Below are 18,584 nucleotides of genomic sequence, written 5' to 3'. Positions count from 1 at the left end.
ATGAACGTCTCCATACTTGCTGTCATTCCTCGTCGCTGGCTGATCCTGCTGGCCGTCATGCTGGCCTTTCTACCGGTGGTCATTGACATGACCATCCTGCACATTGCCGTGCCCTCCCTGACCTTGGCGCTCGGAGCCTCGGCCTCCGAGGTGCTGTGGATCATCGACATCTACCCATTGCTGATGGCGGGTCTGCTGGTGCCGATGGGCACTCTGGCCGACCATGTCGGCAACCGCCGCGTACTGCTCACCGGCTTGGTGGTCTTCGGCATCGCCTCGCTGCTGGCGGCCTTCGCGCCGACCCCGGCCCTGCTGATTGGCACACGGGTGCTGCTGGCCCTCGGCGGTTCGATGATCATGCCGTGCGTGCTGGGCATCATCCGCCGCACCTTCGAGGACGAAGACGAGCGCGCTATTGCCCTGGGTCTGTGGGGCACGGTCGGTGCTGCAGGGGCCGCGCTTGGGCCACTGATCGGTGGTGCGCTGCTGGAGCATTTCTGGTGGGGATCTGCCTTCCTGATCAACGTGCCGATCATGCTGGTGGTCGCACCGCTGGTGTTCCTCCTGCTACCACGCAGCGAAGAGATCACCCCTGGCGCCTGGGCACTGGATCAGGCCTTGCTGCTTATCGCCGGCGTGCTGGCGCTGGTGTATGGCATCAAGGCGACCGTCGGTGCCACGCAACCGCTGGGGGTGGCTCTGTCGGCAGCGCTGCTGGGAATCGGCCTGCTGAGCGTTTTCGTCCGTCTGCAATTGCGCTCGGCGAACCCCATGCTCGACCTGTCGCTGTTCTCGCGTCCGGCGATCCTGGCCGGGATCATCATGGCAGTGGTGGCCATTGGCGCATTGGCCGGGGTCGAACTGACACTGGCGCAGGAGCTGCAGTACGTGTTGGGAAAGACGCCGCTGCAGGCCGGCATCTTCATGGTGCCGATCATGGTCGCTGCCGCCGTCGGCGGCCCGGTGGCCGGCTACCTTTCCAACCTCTGTGGCCTGCGCCTCGTGGCCAGTGCGTCCTTGGGCTTGTCCGCTGTAGCGCTGGCCTGCCTGGCCCTGACAGATCTGCATCAGCCAGGCTTGGGTGTGCCGTCGCTGCTGGTTTTATTGGGCCTGACACTGAGCATCGGCCTGACGGCATCGTCCATCGCCATCATGGGCTCGGTGGAGGCCAGCGAGGGCGCGGCGGCGGGCTCGCTGGAAGCGACCGCCTATGAGCTGGGCACAGGCCTTGGGATCACCTTCTTTGGTGTATTCATGTCCAATCTATTCAGCCGCACGATCTCGCTGCCGGTAGACCTTGCGCAACCACTGGCAGAGCGCGCGGCGCGCTCGATTGGCGATAGCTATATTGTCGCTCACAGCCTGGTCGAACCCCAGAGCAGTGCGCTGATGGAGGCGGCTAAAGACGCGTTCTCGACAACGCATACGATGTTGCTGATGACTTCCTCGGCCATGATGGGAATTCTGGGAATCCTTGTGTTCGTCATGCTCAGAGGCTACAGGGCATGTAAAGATTGATAGCCCACAGAGTGCGAGGATTAGAAGCCCTACCGTGCCCCACGGGAACGTGGGGACAACCGCCAGCCGATGTGCTGAAGGCTGCCACCACGGACAAAAGTGGAGGCTTTCTGCGCATTGGCCAGGGCAAGACCGAGAAACGCTTGCGAATTCTTCTGGAGGACGCTGGCAAACACTCGAACCTGGCAGTCTTCCTGGAGAAACTACCGGAACGTCGGGCCATGAATCCCATCAAGACCTCGGTGCTGATCACCAACGCCGCAGGCCTGCGCCTGAGCCAGCAGATGCTGGGCAATCGCTGGGACGAAGCCTGGGAAAGGCCGCTAGCAAGGCAGCGGCCGATGCTGATGACGCTCTGGCAAGGAGCATCCGGCGATTTCAGTTCCGTGACATACGACCAATTCTGTTGAAACGTAGCTCCCCTGCCTGGCCCGCGGCGCAATCTTCGCATCGGTCAACAGCGACGCACGCAGCATGATGGGGCAGCTGTCGAGTGGGCAGGACCGACTGTTTTACTCGTTCATTCTCGAAGATCACATCCCAACCAATCACCTACCGCACAGCATTGATCGGTGTCTCGATCCGAGCGACCTGCGCCAATACCTCGACGATTTCTATAGCCCGATTGGACCGCCGTCGATTGATCCTGAGCTGATGATCCGCATGCTGATCGTGGGCTATTGCCATGGCATCCGCGCTGAGCGGCGATTTGGGCGAAGAGGCCCGGTTGAACCTGGCGCATCGCTGGTTCTGCCGGTTGAGCCTTGAGGATGAAGTCCTCAATCACTCGACGTTTTCCAAGAACCGACACGACCGTTTTCAGGACAACGATCTGTTTCGCTGGTTGTTCAATGAGCTGCTGCGTCGCGCCATGGGTGCGGGGTTGATCAAGGGCGAAGGCGTTCTCCCTTGATAGTCGTGCCTGAGTTCAGGCGATCTGAACATCAGCCTTTTTCAACAAAATCGGCCCAGCGCAGTCGTTCGGAGTGGCCTACGAAACCAGGAGCAGTTCATTTCTTGGGCAGGACCTAGCCATATCGGTGTCGCACACCGGCCACAGAAAATGAGCGCACTCACAGTTTCCTCAGCGCAGCCGATAACGTTATGCAAACTACCTGTATCTGCGACCAGCAGGAAATTATGCCGAACAACTTCGCCTCCATCGTTACCCTCTCCAGTCGCTCAAGCGTGTCATTAGCACGGGCTTCTCTTTTCAAGTTTGCGGGTCTGTTGGCGGGTGTGTTTTTGTTAGCCAGCGTTTCACTTATTTATCTTGCCCATGATTTAGACCGAACGGAGGAAGTCGAAAGCGCTTTTTACACCAAAAAGGCGATGCAATCGCTGGAAAAGTCGCTGCGCTCAACCGTCAAGGATTACGCATTTTGGGGTGATGCTTATAAGCACCTGCATACCGAAGTTGACCTGGACTGGGCCTTCGTTCGACAAAACGTCGGACCAACGATTTACAAGGATTTCGGTTTCCAGGGGCTGTTTGTCGTCAGCGACGTCAATCGCACCGTTTACTCTGTGGTCAAGGGCGAGCTCAAATCCGTTGAAGTCTCTGAGTGGCTCAAGCAGTCCATTGCCGGGATTATTGACAAAGCTCGTGCAGGCGCGGAAACAGAAACGCCGACCACTGCCTTTATCAATGTCAATGGCGTACCCGCCCTCATCGCGGCAGCAGCGATTACACCGGGCACCGACCCGTCGGTGGTGGCGGATGACCGGTCGCCGTCGGTGTTGGTTTTTGTGGATGTTTTGAACAGCGCCAAGCTCAAGCTGATCGGCAACGATTTTGGAGTCAAGCATCTGCATGCCGCCACGGCCGACGAAGCGGGCGCAACGTCACTACTGCCATTGGGTATTGACGGTGCTGCCGGTACGCTGCACTGGAGTTCATCCAAGCCAGGCCTGCGTCTATTGAAGCTAGGGTTGCCATTGATCGGCGTTGCCTTGCTGCTGGTGTGCCTGATGACCTGGGCCATTTTGCGTCGCACCACCGCCGGGGCGCTGGTGCTTGACTCCAGCTATGCATCGCTACAGCGCAGCCAGGAGGCCCTCGCCACCGGCGAAGCGCGTTTTCGCGACGTCGTTGAAACCAGCTCGGACTGGGTATGGGAAATAGATGCTGACTGGCGTCTGACCTTTTTGTCCGAGCGCTTTGAAGACGTAACGGGACTGTCCAGGGACGCTTGGATCGGCGCGATGATCGACGATCTGTTGTGCACCGAATTGGGCACGTTATCCCAGTGGCTCAGCATCCCGAACCGTCGGCCGGATCTCAGCGTTCAGTGCCGCTACGTCGATACCCAAGGTCGGGAGCGCATCACTCGCCTTTCGGCGCGCGAAATGACAGGTGAAGGTTTTCGCGGTACGGCGACCGATGTGACGGAAGAAGTTGAAGCCCGTCGACGAATCGAATTCCTCTCACAGCACGACGCCTTGACCGGGCTCCCCAACAGGAGACGTCTTCATGAGTTTCTGGACAGCAAACTCAAGGCATTGCAGACGGCAGAGCAACCTCTGATCATGCTCAGCTTGGACCTTGATCGTTTCAAACCAGTCAATGACTTGCTCGGGCATGCTGCCGGTGATTTGGTGCTGAATGAAGTATCGAGCCGGCTGGCTGAATGCGTGCGCGATGGGGATCTGGTAGCTCGTATCGGGGGGGACGAGTTCGTACTGATCCTCACCGACATGAGCATCCAGGAACAAGTCGAGGCGCTCTGTCGTCGCCTCATCGAGTCCATCGAGCGGCCTATAACGATCGATGAGCAGGACGTGTTCGTCAGCACCAGTATTGGCATCGCGATAGCGCCAACGGACGCTTTCGAGGCCACCGAGCTGCTTCGCTATGCCGACATTGCCCTCTACGAGGCAAAGGCCGGAGGTCGTAACACGTGGCGCTACTACGCGGGCGATATGAATGCCAAGATCATTGAACGCCGTCGCCTGGAAAGCGACCTGCGTTTCGCCATCAAACACGGTGAACTACGTCTGTATTTCCAGCCTCGCTACCGTATAGCTGACGGTCAGATGGTCGGTGCCGAAGCGCTGGTACGCTGGCAACATCCTGAGCGCGGTTTAATACCACCCGACACGTTTATCCCAATTGCCGAAGAGGCTGGGCTGATTCTTTCCTTGAGTGACTGGGTTATCAGTACCGCTTGCCGCTGCGCTGCACAGTGGCCAGAAAGCTTGTTTGTCTCAGTTAACCTTTCACCCATTGAATTCAAGCGAGGCAACCTGGTCGAGCGAATTCAGAAAACGCTTCACGACTCTGGAGTCGATCCTGCGAGGGTCGAGTTGGAAATTACCGAAAGTGTCATGCTTGACGGTGCCGCAGGCGCACTTGAGGTGATGCGAGCGCTCAAGCGCATCGGTGTGCGGATATCGATGGACGACTTTGGAACGGGATATTCTTCACTGAGCTACCTGCGTGAATTCCCCTTTGACGGCTTGAAAATAGACCGCAGTTTTTTGAACCGGATGGGAGGAAACGAGGAGGACACTGCCATCATCAAAGCTATCGTGGGTTTGGGGCGTGCATTATCCCTCATCGTCACAGCAGAAGGCGTTGAGACGGCCGATCACTTGGAATTGCTCAAAGAAGTGTCGTGCGATGAAGGTCAAGGTTATTTCCTCAGCCGGCCGCTTGATATTGATTCGTTCAACGCTTTGGCAGGGATAGTCGTCGATGTAAAGGAAGATGGATTTAGATGACTAAATCGTTGCGGTGTTTCGCCATGCTCAAGCTTACCGCCCAGAAACTCCCACCCGCTTCTGGCCTGGAGCTCTGCGCGTGATAAGAATTTTCCCGTCGAGTTGTACGACCGCGGCAGCTACTGGCGCTTCCATAGCGCGATTCCTTATCGCCAAGTCCGAAAGATCCATAGGAGCGAAGGGGAAACATCTTAGCCGAGAACCATCACCAGCCCGCACTCAGGGAAGGGAAATTCTCTTCAGTACGACGCCAAAAACAGGCGAGTTGCGGAAGCGATCCAAAAATTTGCGGAAGTGATCGCCCAAATCCCAGGCAATAAAAAACCCCGTAGACCTTAATCTACGGGGTTTTCAAGGGTGGAGGCCGAGGTCGGAATCGAACCGGCGTAGGCGGATTTGCAATCCGCTGCATAACCATTTTGCTACTCGGCCCCAAGTGCTCAGTACCCAAAAAACAACACTGAACACATACAAACTTAACGGATACTGAGATTAACCTCATCTCGCAACTCTTTGTTTTTTAAAGAGTTTTTCCGTTTCCTCGCTGAGGAATGGTCGCAATTATGGACATGTTTTCCATTCCTGGCAACTCCTATTCGATATTTTTTCTGCCGGGCTGTTTCTTCAGGTTTCCGGGCGGGCAAATACGCTTCGAAGTCGCCGACGGGGCTGGATGATTGCATGAATCAATTCCGATAGCTTGCCCTTGCCTGTTCCTGGTTCACCTACCCGATCGGGTTATGGCCTGCGCGCGGCGGCTCGCGGACAGTAGCGCCAACGGCTCGACCCGGGCTCCTCTCATCAGGCTCAAGGCGGAATTCCAGCATGCGTATAGCATTCCCTGCGGTGTTTGGCGTGGTTCTGACGGTAGCGGCGGCCTGCGTACAGGCCCAGGAGCCCGCAAGCAAGACGCTGCGGCTGTACAACTGGTCGGACTATATCGGCGAGAACACTCTCGCCGGCTTCGAGAAAGCCAGTGGCATCAAGGTGATCTACGACACTTTCGATTCCTATGAAACCGTCCAGGGCAAGTTGCTGCCCGGGCGCTCCGGCTACGATCTGGTGGTACTCAATGCGGCGTTGGTGCCGCCCTTGATCAAGGCGCGGGTGTTCCAGCCGCTGAACAAGCAGTGGTTGCCCAACTGGCAAAATCTCGATCCCCAGGTGCTCACAAGCCTGGAGAGCTACGACCCCGGGGTGCGTTACTCGGCACCCTATACCTGGGGCAGCAACGGGGTGACCTATAACGTCGACAAGATCCGCGAGCGCATGCCGGACGCGCCCATCGGTTCGCTGGCGATGCTGTTCGATCCCAAGGTGGTGTCGCGCTTCGCTGATTGCGGGGTGACGCTACAGGACTCACCCACCGACATTCTGCCGCTGGTGCTGGCCTGGCTGGGGCGTGACCCCAACAGCGCCGAGCCCGCAGACCTCAAGGCCGCGCAGGATGCCTTGATGGCCGTGCGGCCCTACATCCGCAAGTTCGACTCCACCAGTTACCTCAATGGCCTGGCCAATGGCGAGCTATGCGTGAGTGCTACCTGGTCCGGCGATTACGCCACCGCCCAGGCTCGGGCCAATGAAGCCGGGGCACCGGTCAAGCTCGACTACTTCATTCCCCTGGAAGGCTCGCTGATCTGGTTCGACGGTTTCTACATTCCCACCGACGCCCCCAACGTGGCCAACGCCCATGCCTTTATCGAGTACCTGTTGCAGCCGCAGGTGATAGCCGAGGTCAGCGACTACATTCGCTATGCCAATGCCAACCTCAAAGCCACCCCGCTGCTCACCGCCCAGGTGCGTGACGATCCGGCAATCTACCCCGACGCCCTGACCCGGGAGCGGCTGTTTACTCAGAAAATCCAGTCTCCCGCCAGTACCCGCCTGATCACCCGCACCTGGAACATGGTGAAGATCGGCAAGTGATCCATTCCTATCCCTTCCACGGACGTTGCGTCCAATGGCTCGACCCGAGGTGAAGCCCATGGCTATCCAACCCAAAACCTTTTTTCAACAGTTCGATGACCCACAACTGGTGGCCGCGGACAAAGCCCATTACATGCACGGCTTCCACCTGTTCGACGAGCATCGCGAGCAAGGTTCGCTGAACATCGCCGCCGGTGATGGCGCCTACATCTATGACACTGCCGGCCACCGCTACCTGGATGCGGTCGGCGGCATGTGGTGCACCAATATCGGCCTGGGCCGTGAGGAAATGGCCGAAGCGATCGCCGATCAGGTGCGGCAGTTGGCCTATTCCAATCCGTTTTGCGACATGGCCAACGTCAGCGCCATCCAGCTCTGTGAAAAGCTCGCCAGCCTCGCGCCGGGGGACCTGAACCACGTGTTCCTCACCACGGGCGGCTCCACGGCGGTAGACACCGCCTACCGCCTGGTGCAGTTCTATCAGAACAGTCGGGGCAAGCATGAAAAGAAGCACGTGATCTCGCGGATCAATTCGTATCACGGCTCCACCTTCCTGACCATGTCCATCGGCAACAAGGCCGCCGACCGCGCGCCCGAATTCGACTTCATGAACGACCTGTTTCACCACATCTCCTGCCCCAACTACTACCGTGCCCCGTCCGGCATGAGCGAGGCGGATTTCCTTGAGTTTCTGGTGGCCGAGTTCGAGGACAAGATCCTCACCATCGGCCCGGACAAGGTGGCCGCCTTTTTCGCCGAACCCATCATGGGCTCGGGCGGTGTGATCATTCCTCCCGAGGGTTATCACCGGCGCATGTGGGAAATCTGCCAGCGCTACGACCTGCTGTATGTCGCCGACGAGGTGGTGACTTCGTTCGGTCGCCTGGGCGCCTTTTTCGCCTCGCAGGATGTGTTTGGCATGCAGCCGGACATCATCACCACCGCCAAGGGCCTGACCTCGGGCTACCTGCCCCTGGGGGCGTGCATTTTCTCCGAGCGCATCTGGCAGGTGATCGGCGAACCGGGCAAGGGCCGTTGCTTCGCCCACGGTTTCACCTACAGCGGGCACCCGGTCAGTTGCGTCGCGGCACTGAAGAACATCGAGATCATCGAGCGAGAAAACCTGCTGGCCCATGTCGAGGAGGTGGGGGCCTACATGGAACAACGCCTACAGACCCTGGCGGACCTACCTCTGGTCGGCAACGTGCGCTGCAAACGGCTGATGGCCTGCGTCGAATTTGTCGCCGACAAGCACAGCAAGCGCCTGTTGCCGGAGGCCCTGAACATTGCCGAGCGCATCCACCTGCGAGCCCAGGCCAAGGGGTTGCTGGTGCGCCCCATCGGCCACCTCAACGTCATGTCGCCGCCGCTGATCATTACCCGCGCGCAGATCGAGGAGATCGTCGAGACCTTGCGCGAATGCATCCTTGAGGCCGCCGCCGAGCTGCGCAGTGAAGGCCAGTACGTAGATTAATGAAGCGACAACGGACACCGGCAGCACTGCGAATCGGGGTCTTACCCGGCCCGCGCCCGGCAGTTAAACTGCCGGGCATGAGCGCACCTGCCCACTCCCTCAACGCCCCCCTCTGTGCCCATGCCCTGCAGGCCTGGCATGCCGGCGTGGCCAAGGCAATGGGCAGCGTCGACCAGGAGACCTTCCTCACCCATCTGGCGGCAGCGCTGAATGCCCTGACCCCCATCGAATCCATGATGATCAGCCTGGAACGCAAAGGCTTGCCGCCACAGCTGCTGCATGAACAAGGCATATTCGGCGAGTACCGTGACGAGATCATCAACCGCTATTTCTCCCGCGGTTACCTGCTCGACCCTTTTTGCCTGGCGGTGGAAAACGGCCTGGCGGAGGGCTTCTACCATCTCTCGGAAATTGCCCCGGACGACTTCTTCGCCAGCGAGTACTACAAGACCTACTACCTCAAGACCGGGGGCGCCGAAGACAGTTACTACATCGTCGACCTCGACCCGCACAGCAAGATTTCCCTGTGCATGTTCCAGGGCTTGAGTGGCGCGCGCTTCGCCAGCGAACCCTTGGTGCTGCTGCGGGCGGTGGAACCGCTGGTGCGCGAGCTGATCCGGCGCTTCGGCAGTGCCGGCGGCTTGCAGCAACTGGTCCAGCACGCGACTCAGAGCGCGCTGCCGGGCCTGGCACCGGCCAACCTCAACCAGCAGATCGAAGCCGCCTTCATGAGCTTCGGCACTCCGCTACTGACCGTGCGTGAGCGGGAGATCGCGCATTTGATCCTGCGCGGTCACTCGGTGAAATCCACGGCCAAGGTGCTGGATATCTCTCCAGAAACCGTGCGCATGCACCGCAAGAACCTCTACACCAAGCTGGCCATCAGCTCCCAAGCTGAGCTGTTCGCGTTGTTTATCGACTGGCTGACCCAGCGGCCTCAAGCCCCCGCCCATTGAACCGGCGGATGCCTTCAGCTCGCCGCTGCCCAGTGTTTGAAACGCGCCTCCAGAGCCTCTCCACGATCGCGCCAGAAGCCGTGATCGGTGGCGTGCCTGCCCATGGTCAGGAAAGCCATGAATGATCCAAGCGAACAGCGCCTGCTGCCGTGACACACCGGCAATGCTGGAAGCCGCCAATGCCTAGGACATGCTACTGGCTCGCCCCTCCCGTGACCGGCGGACGGTCGCCTGCTAATGCTGGGGCGGGTACGTTGCCAACCGTCCTATCACTGCGCGCTGCATCAGCACAGTCCATCGCCCATCACCGCAACCCTCTGCACCGGGCTGCGACAGGTATGTCGCAAGGCGGTGCATCAGACCGAGACACCACTGCAGAAGCGGCTTTGAACGCACCCACGAAAGAGGGCCTGCACAGCGAGTGCAGGCCCTCTTTTCTCATTACATCACCGGCCTTTCAACGGGCCGCCCAGGCGTTGAAGCGCTGCTCCAGCTCCTCGCCATGGTCGACCCAGAACCCAGCATCCACCGCCCGCGCGCCCTGCAGGTTGGCCTCATAGGTTGGCAGTTGCTGCTGCACCGCCTCAGGCAACAGCGGCAGTGCCTGACGGTGCACCGGCCCATAGGGGATGTTCTGCGAAAACACCTTCTGCGCCCGGGGTTGGCTGGCGAACAGGATGAAATCCTCGGCCAACGTCTTGTTCGGCGAGCCTTTGACCACAGCCCAGTACTCGGGATCGTATAGGCTCTGAGGCCAGAGGATACTCAACTGCATGCCCTCTTTCTGTGCCATGGCAATCCGACCGTTGTAGGCCGCGCTCATCACCACATCCCCGGCCACTAACCACTGCGGCGGTTGGGCGCCGGCCTCCCACCATTGAATGTAGGGTTTGATCTGGTCGAGCTTGGCAAAGGCCCGGCTGATGCCTTCTGCTGTGTTGAGCACCTGGTACAGCTGTGCTGCCGGAACGCCATCGGCCAGCAGGGCGATTTCCAAGGTGTATTTGGCACTCTTGCGCAGGCCGCGCTTGCCGGGGAAGTCCTTGAGGTTCCAGAAGTCGCTCCAGGAACTCGGGGCCTTGGTCAGCTTCTGTGGAGCAAAAGCCATGACCATCGACCACACATAAGTGGCCACGCCGCACTCGCTCAGGGTGCCCGGGACAAACTGCGCCGGATCACCGAAGCGGGCCAGGTCCAGAGGCTCGAACAAGCCCTCGTCACAACCGCGCAACAACTCCGGACTTTCCACTTCGACCACATCCCAACTGGTCTTGCCGACATCGACCATGGCCTTGATCTTCGACAGTTCACCGTTGTATTCCCCCGCCACCACCCGGGCTGCCCCGCTTTGGTTGAAGGGTTGGAAGTAGGCTTTTTCCTGAGCCTGTTTGGTGGCTCCGCCAAAGGAGATGACGGTGAGGTTCTGCGGTTGGGCCGAAGCCCCGGCGCATAGCAGAACCCAGGACAATGCAACGCCGCAACGCAAGGTATTGGACATGAAACCCATCCTCAAGAAAGCCGGCTCGCCCGCACGAACCCGCACATCAGGAGCCTGGAAGCGACCGTATTCACGGGCGGTACTGCACCAGGCACTACGAGTCTTGGTCAGCGGTGCAAGGCGCCTGGCAGCAAAGGCCGGATAGCCGGATCGTCACCGTTGCGGGCTCTGTGGCCCCGTTCGCTTGGAGTGTTTGCAACCGGTCCGGGGTGAGCGGACGCGGTCTTGCTCGAATGGCGGTTCATCGCTTGCTCCCTGTTGTTTTTGTAGGAAGAACAAATCGATCGGCAGTGCATCGCCGCAGGCGCCCGTGGCAGTCGGGCAGGCGTATGCAGGGGTTCATTGTTTCCATAACCCGGAACGTTGCGAAACGAGGTTTTTGTGAGGCACAGGCAAGGGAAAAGCTGCTTTGCGGGAAGCTGCTGCAGGTTTTCGCAGGGATCATCAGCCCTGCAGCGAACGCCGCAGGACAGGCAAACAAAACACCCCGCAAGCGCCTAACGCTTGCAGGGTGCAATGGCCGGTCATGTGCCGGCAGGCTTGAGCATCAGTCCAGCACCACCAGCAACCCCGAGATGACCCCGATGCCCATCACTGCCGAGAGCAGCATGCTGCTGGAGACCTGCGTCTCATAGGTCTTGTAGCGCGACGCCAGGATGAAAACGTTAACCGCCACCGGCAAGGCCGCCATGATCACCGCAATCTTGATCAGGAAGTCGCTGAGGTTAAACACATACCGGGCGGAAACGAACACCAGCACCGGCAGCACCACCACCTTCAACAGTGCCAGCGCCAGGGCGTCGCCCTTGATCAGGCTCTGATTGCGATGCACGGCAAAGGCGGCGCCCAGGGCTACCAGGGCCAAAGGTCCGGTAGCGTTGGTCATCTGCGTGGCGAAAATCTGCAGCGGACTGGGCAACTGCCATTGCAGGACAATGAATAGCACGGCCAGCAGCACGGCCAGGATCAGCGGGTTGGTGACAATGGAACGGGTCGTGGTGAGCAGCACGCGGCCGATATCCGGCTTGGCCTGCACCTCCTGTTGCGCGGTGAGCTCCATGATCAATGCGCCACCCGCCAGGATCACCAGGTTGTCGGCCATGGTGATCATCAACGTTGGCAAGGCCGCCTCATCGCCAAAGGCCATGACCATCAGGGGCAACCCCATGTACCCCACCACCCCCGAGATGGACGACAACCCACGCAGGCCGGCTACGCGCCCATTGCCGCCCCAGATCAGCCAGCCACCTACCGCAGCGATGATGAAGGTCACCAGGCAAGCCAGGTAGTAGGCGCTGAGCAGCCCCCAATCCAGCTCGCCATGGTCCCGAGTGCCCAGGGTCTTGATGAAAATGAAGCATGGCAGGAACAGCCAGAACACGACGCCCACCAGGCCCTTTACCGTTTCCTTGCCGATGACCCCGATCCGCACTATCCAATAGCCGGCGAAGATCATCGCAAACAACGGCATCACCACGGTAAAGACCTTATCCATGTGCGGCACTCCCCCGAACAATCCACCGTTCGGCGTACTGCGCCAATTGCCGGGGGGTGTAGGTCGAGACGCGGTAGAAATCCATCACCCCGCCCATGACCCGCCGATAGTGAGATTCGATGTCCTTCATCGAGGCCTGCATCTCCACTTTCAGGCTCTCCACTATGGGCCACAGGTCCGCGTCGGCCATTGCAGCCACATCCAGCCCGGCCGTTGAATAGTGCCTCAAGGCCTGACGAATGGTTTGCGGATGCAGGCCGACATAGTTGACGAAGTAACTCTTCTCATCCTGGGTTTCGAGAAAGTCCGGAATATTCAGAACACCGTAGTTGGAAAGTGTTTCCAACTTGCCACTCACCGGCCGATAAACACTGGGTAGTTGCAAGAAGGTGTCTTCACACTGATGAGCCGCGTCGATCAACTTATCCAGATCAACTTCACAGGAACCCAGAGTTATATTATTGGCCTTGCACAACTTGACTACTTGCTCCAGGGGAGCAATACCCGATCTATTGCCAAAACCGGCCAACGCCCCTTCAACCATCTGAAAGCCCGAGTGAATGGCTTGCAGGGTATTGGCAAGGGCCAGTCCATTGTCGTTGTGGGCATGCAGGCAAAACACCAGCCGGGGATAATCCTTGACCAGCTTCGAACACAGCCACTGGGTCACATGGGGCTGCAGCGAGCCCACCGAATCGTTGATCCTGATGATCTCCACTCCGAGGCTGGCGGCCCAGTCGATTTGCCGGCGGATTTCGCCATAGCGCTGCTCAGACACACCCTTGCGAAAATTGTTGAGCACGCTGGCCTTGAACCGGACGGCACCGATGCTGCGGAACGCCTCGATGGCCCGCTCGAACTCCCGCTCGCCCTGTCTGTAGGTGATCATGCCGAAGCTGAACACGGTGTCGGCGATCCACTGGCGATGGTGCTGGCGGGACTGGAAGTAAGCGAAAGCCGTCTCCCAGCAGTTGAGCAGAATGATGAAGGTGGCGCGGGTATCGGCAGGCAGTTCATGGGCTTCCCGGGCCTGATGCAGACGGTCCCAGACCAGCGGCTCTTCAGGCCCGCAGCCCACCACGAAATCTCTCAAGCCTGCTGCTGCCATGGACTTGAGAAGCGCCACCTTGGCGTCCACGGAAATGGGAAAGGCCGTGCGTTCAATTCCTTCCCGAAGGGTTTCATCCACTAGATAGGGGACCGAATAATCACGATAGCGAATTCCACTTTCAGCCGTCATTGCCCTGCTCCTTGGCGGTTCGATTATTGTTATACCCACTTAGGTTTAAACCTTGAACAACTCCAATAACCGCCACACCATATAACACCAACCAAAAAACACAACCTAAGACAATCCTTAAAAAATCCAGAAACAAACAATGACAAATAATCAGAAAAAAGTGCCTTGACACAAACCCCATAAAATAAAAGAAAAACAATACTCCGCCTTAAATAAACACCGGTTTCAACTTCAATATTTCAGCCTGCAAACAACCGACATTTTTCGCACCCACTCCCTCACCTTGAATACCCCCTTTGCCCGGGCCTGGCCCAACCCAGCCTGCCGGCCGCCCTCAGGGAAGGCTAGAATCCCCCACTTTCCCCATGCGATTCGACGAGACCCGCTCATGAGCTTCGATTTCGACACCCTGCATCCCCGCCAAGGCACCGGCAGCACCAAGTGGAGCCGCTACCCCGAGGACGTCCTGCCCATGTGGGTGGCGGACATGGACTTTGCCGTGGCGGACAGCATTCTCCAGGCCCTACACCAGCGCCTGGAACACCCGTTGCTGGGTTACAGCGTGCCCCGGGATGAACTGCGCGAAGCCGTGGTCGCCGATCTCTGGAACAACTACGCCTGGCGCGTGCAACCCGACGAGTTGATCTTCCTGCCCGGGGTCGAGCCCGGGTTCAACATGGCCCTGCATGCGTTCGTCCAGCCCGGGCAAACAGTGGTGGTGCAGACCCCCAACTACCGCCCGCTGCGCCTGGCGCCGGACAACTGGGGCCTGGACAAGGTCGAATTGCCCTTTGAGCTCACCGAGCACGGGACCTATGTCACCCCCATGGACGCCCTGCGCCAGGCCTTGCAAGGTGCTGGCGCCATGCTCCTGAGCAACCCCCACAACCCCTTGGGCAAGGTCTTCCCCCGGGAAGAACTGCAAGCCGTGGCCAATGCCTGCCTGGACCAAGGCGCGCTGATCATTTCCGACGAGATCCATGCCCAGCTGTGCTTCGACGGGCGCCGGCATATTCCCACTGCGTCCCTGAGCCCGGAGATCGCCCGGCGCACCATTACCCTGATGTCAGCGACCAAGGCCTACAACATTGCCGGGATAAAGACCTGCTTCGCCATCGTTCAGGACCCGGCCACCCGCCTGGCCTTCAACAACGCCCGTGCTGGCATGGTGGACAGCGTCAGCCCCCTGGGCCTGGAAGCGACCCAGGCCGCCCTGACCCACGGCGGCCCCTGGCTGCAGGCGCTGCTCGGCTACCTGCAGGACAACCGTGACTACCTGCTGCATGCGGTACAGACCCGCTTGCCGGGCATCCGCATGCACGCTCCACAAGGCACCTACCTGGCCTGGCTCGACTGCAGCGAGCTGGGGCTGGACGATCCCCATGGCTACTTCCTCAAGGAAGCCAAGGTCGGCCTCAGCGCTGGGCTGGAGTTCGGCGACGACTGCGGGCAATTCGTGCGACTGAACTTCGGTTGCCCGCGGGCCATGCTCGAAGAAGGCATCCAGCGCCTGCAGGACAGCCTGCAACGGCGCTGAGCGCCCCACCTCCCACAGCCGCCTCCCGCTACCGCAGCCGCCAGACTCCCGCCCCTGGCGCTGCGCCCTGCCTGCACCACGCCACACGCCGCCCCGCCCCGCCCCGACCCTGGCGCGAACCATGCCCAGCTACATGCTCAATGGATCCATAAAACCCGATCAATAGATCCATAAACCTACAAGCCCCGATAAACAGCCGATTACCGAACACTAAATCAACGTATTTGTTTGACACCCCCAGAGCGCGAACCATTTAATGGATCCATTAAATAAAAACAACAAACGCCTGGAGAGACGTCATGTACCCCAAGAATGCCTGGTACGTTGCCTGCACCCCCGATGAATTGCAGGACAAGCCCCTGGGCCGGCAGATCTGCGGCGAACGAATGGTGTTCTACCGCGCCCATGAAGGTCGGGTCGCCGCCGTCGAGGATTTCTGCCCCCATCGTGGCGCCCCGCTGTCGCTGGGTTATGTCGAGAACGGCAACCTGGTGTGCGGTTACCACGGCCTGGTGATGGGCTGCGACGGCAAGACCGTGGAGATGCCCGGCCAACGGGTTCGCGGCTTCCCCTGCAACAAGACCTTCGCCGCGGTCGAGCGCTACGGTTTCATCTGGGTCTGGCCCGGCGATCAGGCCCTGGCCGACCCGGCGCTGATCCATCACCTGGAATGGGTCGACAGCGATCAGTGGGCCTATGGCGGCGGGTTGTTCCACATCCAGTGCGACTACCGGCTGATGATCGACAACCTGATGGACCTGACCCACGAAACCTACGTCCACGCCTCCAGCATCGGCCAGAAGGAGATCGACGAGGCGCCACCACAGACCACAGTGGACGGCGATCAGGTGGTCACCGCCCGGCACATGCACAACGTCATGCCGCCGCCCTTCTGGCGCATGGCCTTGCGCGGCAACCAGCTGGCCGACGACGTGCCGGTGGACCGCTGGCAGATCTGCCGCTTCAGCCCGCCCAGTCATGTGCTGATCGAAGTCGGCGTGGCCCATGCCGGCCACGGTGGCTACGACGCCCCTGCGCAGTACAAGGCGTCAAGCATCGTGGTGGATTTCATCACCCCCGAAAGCGACACCTCGATCTGGTACTTCTGGGGCATGGCGCGCAACTTCAATCCCCAGGACCAGGCGCTCACCGAGAGCATCCGCGAAGGCCAGGGCAAGATTTTCAGCGAAGACCTGGAGATGCTCGAACGCCAGCAGCAGAACCTGCTCGCCCAACCCCAGCGCAGCCTGCTCAAGCTGAACATCGACGCCGGCGGCGTGCAGTCGCGACGGGTGCTGGAACGCCTGATCGCCCAGGAGCGCGAGCCCCGAGAAGCGCTGATCGCGGCAAGCCGTTAAGCCCTCCCCCGAACCCGACAGGCTGGTGGCGCGGATGCCGCCACCGGCGAGGACCGATGATGATCGACGTACTGGTGGTCGCGCGCCACGACGAAGCCCTGGACATCTGCAGCTTCGAACTGGCCGCGGCCGACGCAAGCCCCCTGCCCGCCTTCAGCGCCGGCGCCCATATCGACGTGCACCTGGCCAACGGCCTGGCGCGCCAATACTCCTTGTGCAACCACCCCGAAGAACGCCACCGCTACCTGATCGGGGTGCTCAAGGATCCCGCCTCGCGAGGCGGTTCAAGCAGCCTGCACCAAGAGCTGCAGGTGGGCGCGCGCCTGCGCATCAGCCAGCCACGCAACCTGTTCCCCCTGGCCCCCGGCGCGCGACGCAGCCTGCTGTTCGCCGGCGGCATCGGCATTACCCCGATCCTCAGCATGGCCGAGCAACTGGCCCACAACGGCGCGGATTTCCAGCTGCATTACTGCGCGCGCTCGGCCAAGCGCGCAGCCTTTGTCCAGCGCCTGCGGCAATCGCCTTTCGCCGAGCGGGTCAGCCTGCATTTCGACGAACAGCCCGAGACTGCCCTGGATATCGCTCACGCCTTGGCCGAGCCACAGGATGATGTGCACCTGTATGTCTGCGGCCCCGGCGGTTTCATGCAATACGTGCTGGACAGCGCCCAAGCCCTGGGCTGGAAGGAACACTGCCTGCATCGCGAATATTTCAGCGCCGCGCCCGTGGACCACAGCGCCGATGGCAGTTTTGCGGTCAGGCTGGCCAGCAGCGGACAGGTGTTCCAGGTGCCGGCCGATCGCAACGTGGTCCAGGTGCTGCAGGACCAGGGCATCGAGGTGGCGATTTCCTGCGAACAAGGGATCTGCGGCACCTGTCTGACCCGGGTGCTGGAGGGGGTGCCGGAGCACCGCGACCTGTTCCTCACCGAGGACGAACAGGCGCGCAACGATCAGTTCACGCCCTGCTGCTCCCGGGCCAAAACCCCGTTGCTGGTGCTGGACCTCTAGCGCCACTCACGGCGAGGGCAGGATCAGCTTCATGCGCTCATCGGCCAGCGCCGAGCCGAAGATCTCGGCGTAACGCAAGGTGGCGTTGGCATGCTCGCGCATCAGCGCTTCGGCCCGCGCGCCCTGGCCGTTGACCAGGGCGTCGAACACCGAGTGATGCTGCATATGGGCGTAGTTGAAGCGCCGGTATTCCCGGGCCATGTCCTGGCGATCCACCGCCAGGGCGGTGACCGAGGCGAACGGCAGATGGTCGTTTCGCGCCAGGGCATCGGCGATCGCCGGGTTGCCGCTGCCCGCCACGATCACCTGGTGAAAACGCATATTGAGGTCGTGATAGACCTCCAGGTCTTCCTCGTTGACATAGCCCTTGTCGAACAGCGCATCGCCCTCGACCAGACAGCGCTCAAGGATCGCACGGCCCTCGGCCGACAGCCCGCGCTCGGCGGTCTGGCGCGCCGCCAGGCCTTCCAGCACACCACGCACCTCCACCGCCCCGGCGATGTCCTCGGCGCTGACCGAGCGCACCTGAAACCCGCGGCCACCGAAACGCACCAAGAGGCCTTCCTGCTCCAGGGTGCGAAAGGCCATGCGCACTGGCATGCGCGACACCCCGAAGCGCTCGGCGGTCGGCACTTCCATCAAGCGCTCGCCTGCCGCCAGCTCGCCCGAGGCGATCATCTTGCGCAGCGCGACCAGCACCGTTTGACCGGGTTTACTCATGCGGGCAGCTTCCTGAAAAAACGGGCGGCCATCATAACGCAGAGCCCACCACAACACGCATCCCGACACACCCTGTAGCCGCTGCTGAGCCTGCGAAGCTGCGCAAAGGTCCGCAGGACCTTGCCTGAC

13 protein-coding genes, 1 tRNA gene and 1 pseudogene are annotated in these 18,584 nt (G+C 60.4%); 10 read left to right on the top strand and 5 right to left on the bottom strand.

Translation table 11 applies throughout. The features are described 5' to 3' along the window. The 4 genes and pseudogenes from PLD_RS13040 to PLD_RS13025 all read left to right on the top strand — a co-directional run bounded on the left by PLD_RS13040 (position 1) and on the right by PLD_RS13025 (position 5,241). Positions 1 to 1,518, top strand: coding sequence for an MFS transporter (locus PLD_RS13040; protein WP_256674615.1), 1,518 nt, complete (start codon positions 1 to 3; stop codon positions 1,516 to 1,518). Between the two features lie 221 nt (positions 1,519 to 1,739). Then, positions 1,740 to 1,928, top strand: a complete 189-nt coding sequence (locus PLD_RS13035) for a hypothetical protein (protein WP_256674614.1) — start codon at positions 1,740 to 1,742, stop codon at positions 1,926 to 1,928. 64 nt (positions 1,929 to 1,992) lie between these two features. Continuing rightward, positions 1,993 to 2,419 (top strand): annotated as a pseudogene (locus PLD_RS13030) (transposase); the annotation flags it as partial. 239 nt (positions 2,420 to 2,658) lie between these two features. Beyond that, positions 2,659 to 5,241 (top strand): EAL domain-containing protein, encoded by a 2,583-nt coding sequence (locus tag PLD_RS13025; RefSeq protein WP_159893184.1) that lies wholly within the window; start codon positions 2,659 to 2,661, stop codon positions 5,239 to 5,241. Positions 5,242 to 5,599: 358 nt separating this feature from the next. On the opposite strand, the gene PLD_RS13020 is transcribed toward PLD_RS13025, so the two are convergent. Next, positions 5,600 to 5,673: transfer RNA gene (locus PLD_RS13020), tRNA-Cys, on the bottom strand. 393 nt (positions 5,674 to 6,066) lie between these two features. Here PLD_RS13020 and PLD_RS13015 point away from each other — a divergent pair. The 3 genes from PLD_RS13015 (at position 6,067) to PLD_RS13005 (ending at position 9,597) form a co-directional block, all read left to right on the top strand. After that, positions 6,067 to 7,167 (top strand): polyamine ABC transporter substrate-binding protein, encoded by a 1,101-nt coding sequence (locus tag PLD_RS13015; protein ID WP_159893182.1) that lies wholly within the window; start codon positions 6,067 to 6,069, stop codon positions 7,165 to 7,167. Between the two features lie 58 nt (positions 7,168 to 7,225). After that, positions 7,226 to 8,641, top strand: a complete 1,416-nt coding sequence (locus tag PLD_RS13010) for an aminotransferase (RefSeq protein ID WP_159893180.1) — start codon at positions 7,226 to 7,228, stop codon at positions 8,639 to 8,641. A gap of 77 nt (positions 8,642 to 8,718) precedes the next feature. After that, positions 8,719 to 9,597 (top strand): LuxR C-terminal-related transcriptional regulator, encoded by an 879-nt coding sequence (locus PLD_RS13005; RefSeq protein ID WP_159893178.1) that lies wholly within the window; start codon positions 8,719 to 8,721, stop codon positions 9,595 to 9,597. 457 nt (positions 9,598 to 10,054) lie between these two features. On the opposite strand, the gene PLD_RS13000 is transcribed toward PLD_RS13005, so the two are convergent. The 3 genes from PLD_RS13000 to PLD_RS12990 form a co-directional block, all read right to left on the bottom strand. Further along, complete coding sequence (locus PLD_RS13000) at positions 10,055 to 11,095, bottom strand: ABC transporter substrate-binding protein (RefSeq protein ID WP_159893176.1); 1,041 nt, start codon at positions 11,093 to 11,095, stop codon at positions 10,055 to 10,057. Positions 11,096 to 11,642: 547 nt separating this feature from the next. After that, complete coding sequence (locus PLD_RS12995; RefSeq protein ID WP_159893174.1) at positions 11,643 to 12,590, bottom strand: AEC family transporter; 948 nt, start codon at positions 12,588 to 12,590, stop codon at positions 11,643 to 11,645. Further along, entirely contained in the window at positions 12,583 to 13,830 is a 1,248-nt protein-coding gene (locus tag PLD_RS12990; RefSeq protein WP_159893172.1) for a pyruvate carboxyltransferase, read from the bottom strand. Before PLD_RS12990 ends, PLD_RS12995 begins: the two co-directional genes overlap by 8 nt. A 388-nt stretch (positions 13,831 to 14,218) precedes the next feature. Between PLD_RS12990 and PLD_RS12985 the strand changes: the two genes are divergently transcribed. From PLD_RS12985 to PLD_RS12975, 3 genes are all read left to right on the top strand, one after another. Then, the gene (locus PLD_RS12985; RefSeq protein WP_159893170.1) at positions 14,219 to 15,367 is read left to right on the top strand and encodes a MalY/PatB family protein; all 1,149 of its coding nucleotides are present in this window, start codon (positions 14,219 to 14,221) and stop codon (positions 15,365 to 15,367) included. A gap of 299 nt (positions 15,368 to 15,666) precedes the next feature. Continuing rightward, on the top strand, positions 15,667 to 16,725 hold the full coding sequence (locus PLD_RS12980; RefSeq protein WP_159893168.1) for an aromatic ring-hydroxylating dioxygenase subunit alpha: 1,059 nt from the start codon (positions 15,667 to 15,669) through the stop codon (positions 16,723 to 16,725). A gap of 59 nt (positions 16,726 to 16,784) precedes the next feature. Further along, a complete protein-coding gene (locus PLD_RS12975; protein ID WP_159893166.1) occupies positions 16,785 to 17,735 on the top strand; it encodes a PDR/VanB family oxidoreductase in 951 nt (316 codons plus the stop codon). A 6-nt stretch (positions 17,736 to 17,741) separates the two neighbouring features. On the opposite strand, the gene PLD_RS12970 is transcribed toward PLD_RS12975, so the two are convergent. After that, a complete protein-coding gene (locus PLD_RS12970; protein WP_016966916.1) occupies positions 17,742 to 18,455 on the bottom strand; it encodes a GntR family transcriptional regulator in 714 nt (237 codons plus the stop codon). Positions 18,456 to 18,584: the final 129 nt, after the last annotated feature.

The sequence above is a fragment of the Pseudomonas sp. LD120 genome, assembly GCF_009861525.1.
In the GTDB taxonomy this organism is placed as follows: Bacteria; Pseudomonadota; Gammaproteobacteria; order Pseudomonadales; family Pseudomonadaceae; genus Aquipseudomonas.
Note: the sequence above shows the minus strand (reverse complement) of the source record. Positions and strands in the feature narration are given on the sequence as shown.

What these genes read in the sequence shown, in the direction of transcription:
- PLD_RS13040 (WP_256674615.1), top strand. Translation starts at nt 1, where the DNA reads ATGAACGTCTCCATACTTGCTGTCATTCCTCGTCGCTGGCTGATCCTG.
- PLD_RS13035 (WP_256674614.1), top strand. Translation starts at nt 1,740, where the DNA reads ATGAATCCCATCAAGACCTCGGTGCTGATCACCAACGCCGCAGGCCTG.
- PLD_RS13025 (WP_159893184.1), top strand. Translation starts at nt 2,659, where the DNA reads ATGCCGAACAACTTCGCCTCCATCGTTACCCTCTCCAGTCGCTCAAGC.
- PLD_RS13015 (WP_159893182.1), top strand. Translation starts at nt 6,067, where the DNA reads ATGCGTATAGCATTCCCTGCGGTGTTTGGCGTGGTTCTGACGGTAGCG.
- PLD_RS13010 (WP_159893180.1), top strand. Translation starts at nt 7,226, where the DNA reads ATGGCTATCCAACCCAAAACCTTTTTTCAACAGTTCGATGACCCACAA.
- PLD_RS13005 (WP_159893178.1), top strand. Translation starts at nt 8,719, where the DNA reads ATGAGCGCACCTGCCCACTCCCTCAACGCCCCCCTCTGTGCCCATGCC.
- PLD_RS13000 (WP_159893176.1), bottom strand. Translation starts at nt 11,095, where the DNA reads ATGTCCAATACCTTGCGTTGCGGCGTTGCATTGTCCTGGGTTCTGCTA.
- PLD_RS12995 (WP_159893174.1), bottom strand. Translation starts at nt 12,590, where the DNA reads ATGGATAAGGTCTTTACCGTGGTGATGCCGTTGTTTGCGATGATCTTC.
- PLD_RS12990 (WP_159893172.1), bottom strand. Translation starts at nt 13,830, where the DNA reads ATGACGGCTGAAAGTGGAATTCGCTATCGTGATTATTCGGTCCCCTAT.
- PLD_RS12985 (WP_159893170.1), top strand. Translation starts at nt 14,219, where the DNA reads ATGAGCTTCGATTTCGACACCCTGCATCCCCGCCAAGGCACCGGCAGC.
- PLD_RS12980 (WP_159893168.1), top strand. Translation starts at nt 15,667, where the DNA reads ATGTACCCCAAGAATGCCTGGTACGTTGCCTGCACCCCCGATGAATTG.
- PLD_RS12975 (WP_159893166.1), top strand. Translation starts at nt 16,785, where the DNA reads ATGATCGACGTACTGGTGGTCGCGCGCCACGACGAAGCCCTGGACATC.
- PLD_RS12970 (WP_016966916.1), bottom strand. Translation starts at nt 18,455, where the DNA reads ATGAGTAAACCCGGTCAAACGGTGCTGGTCGCGCTGCGCAAGATGATC.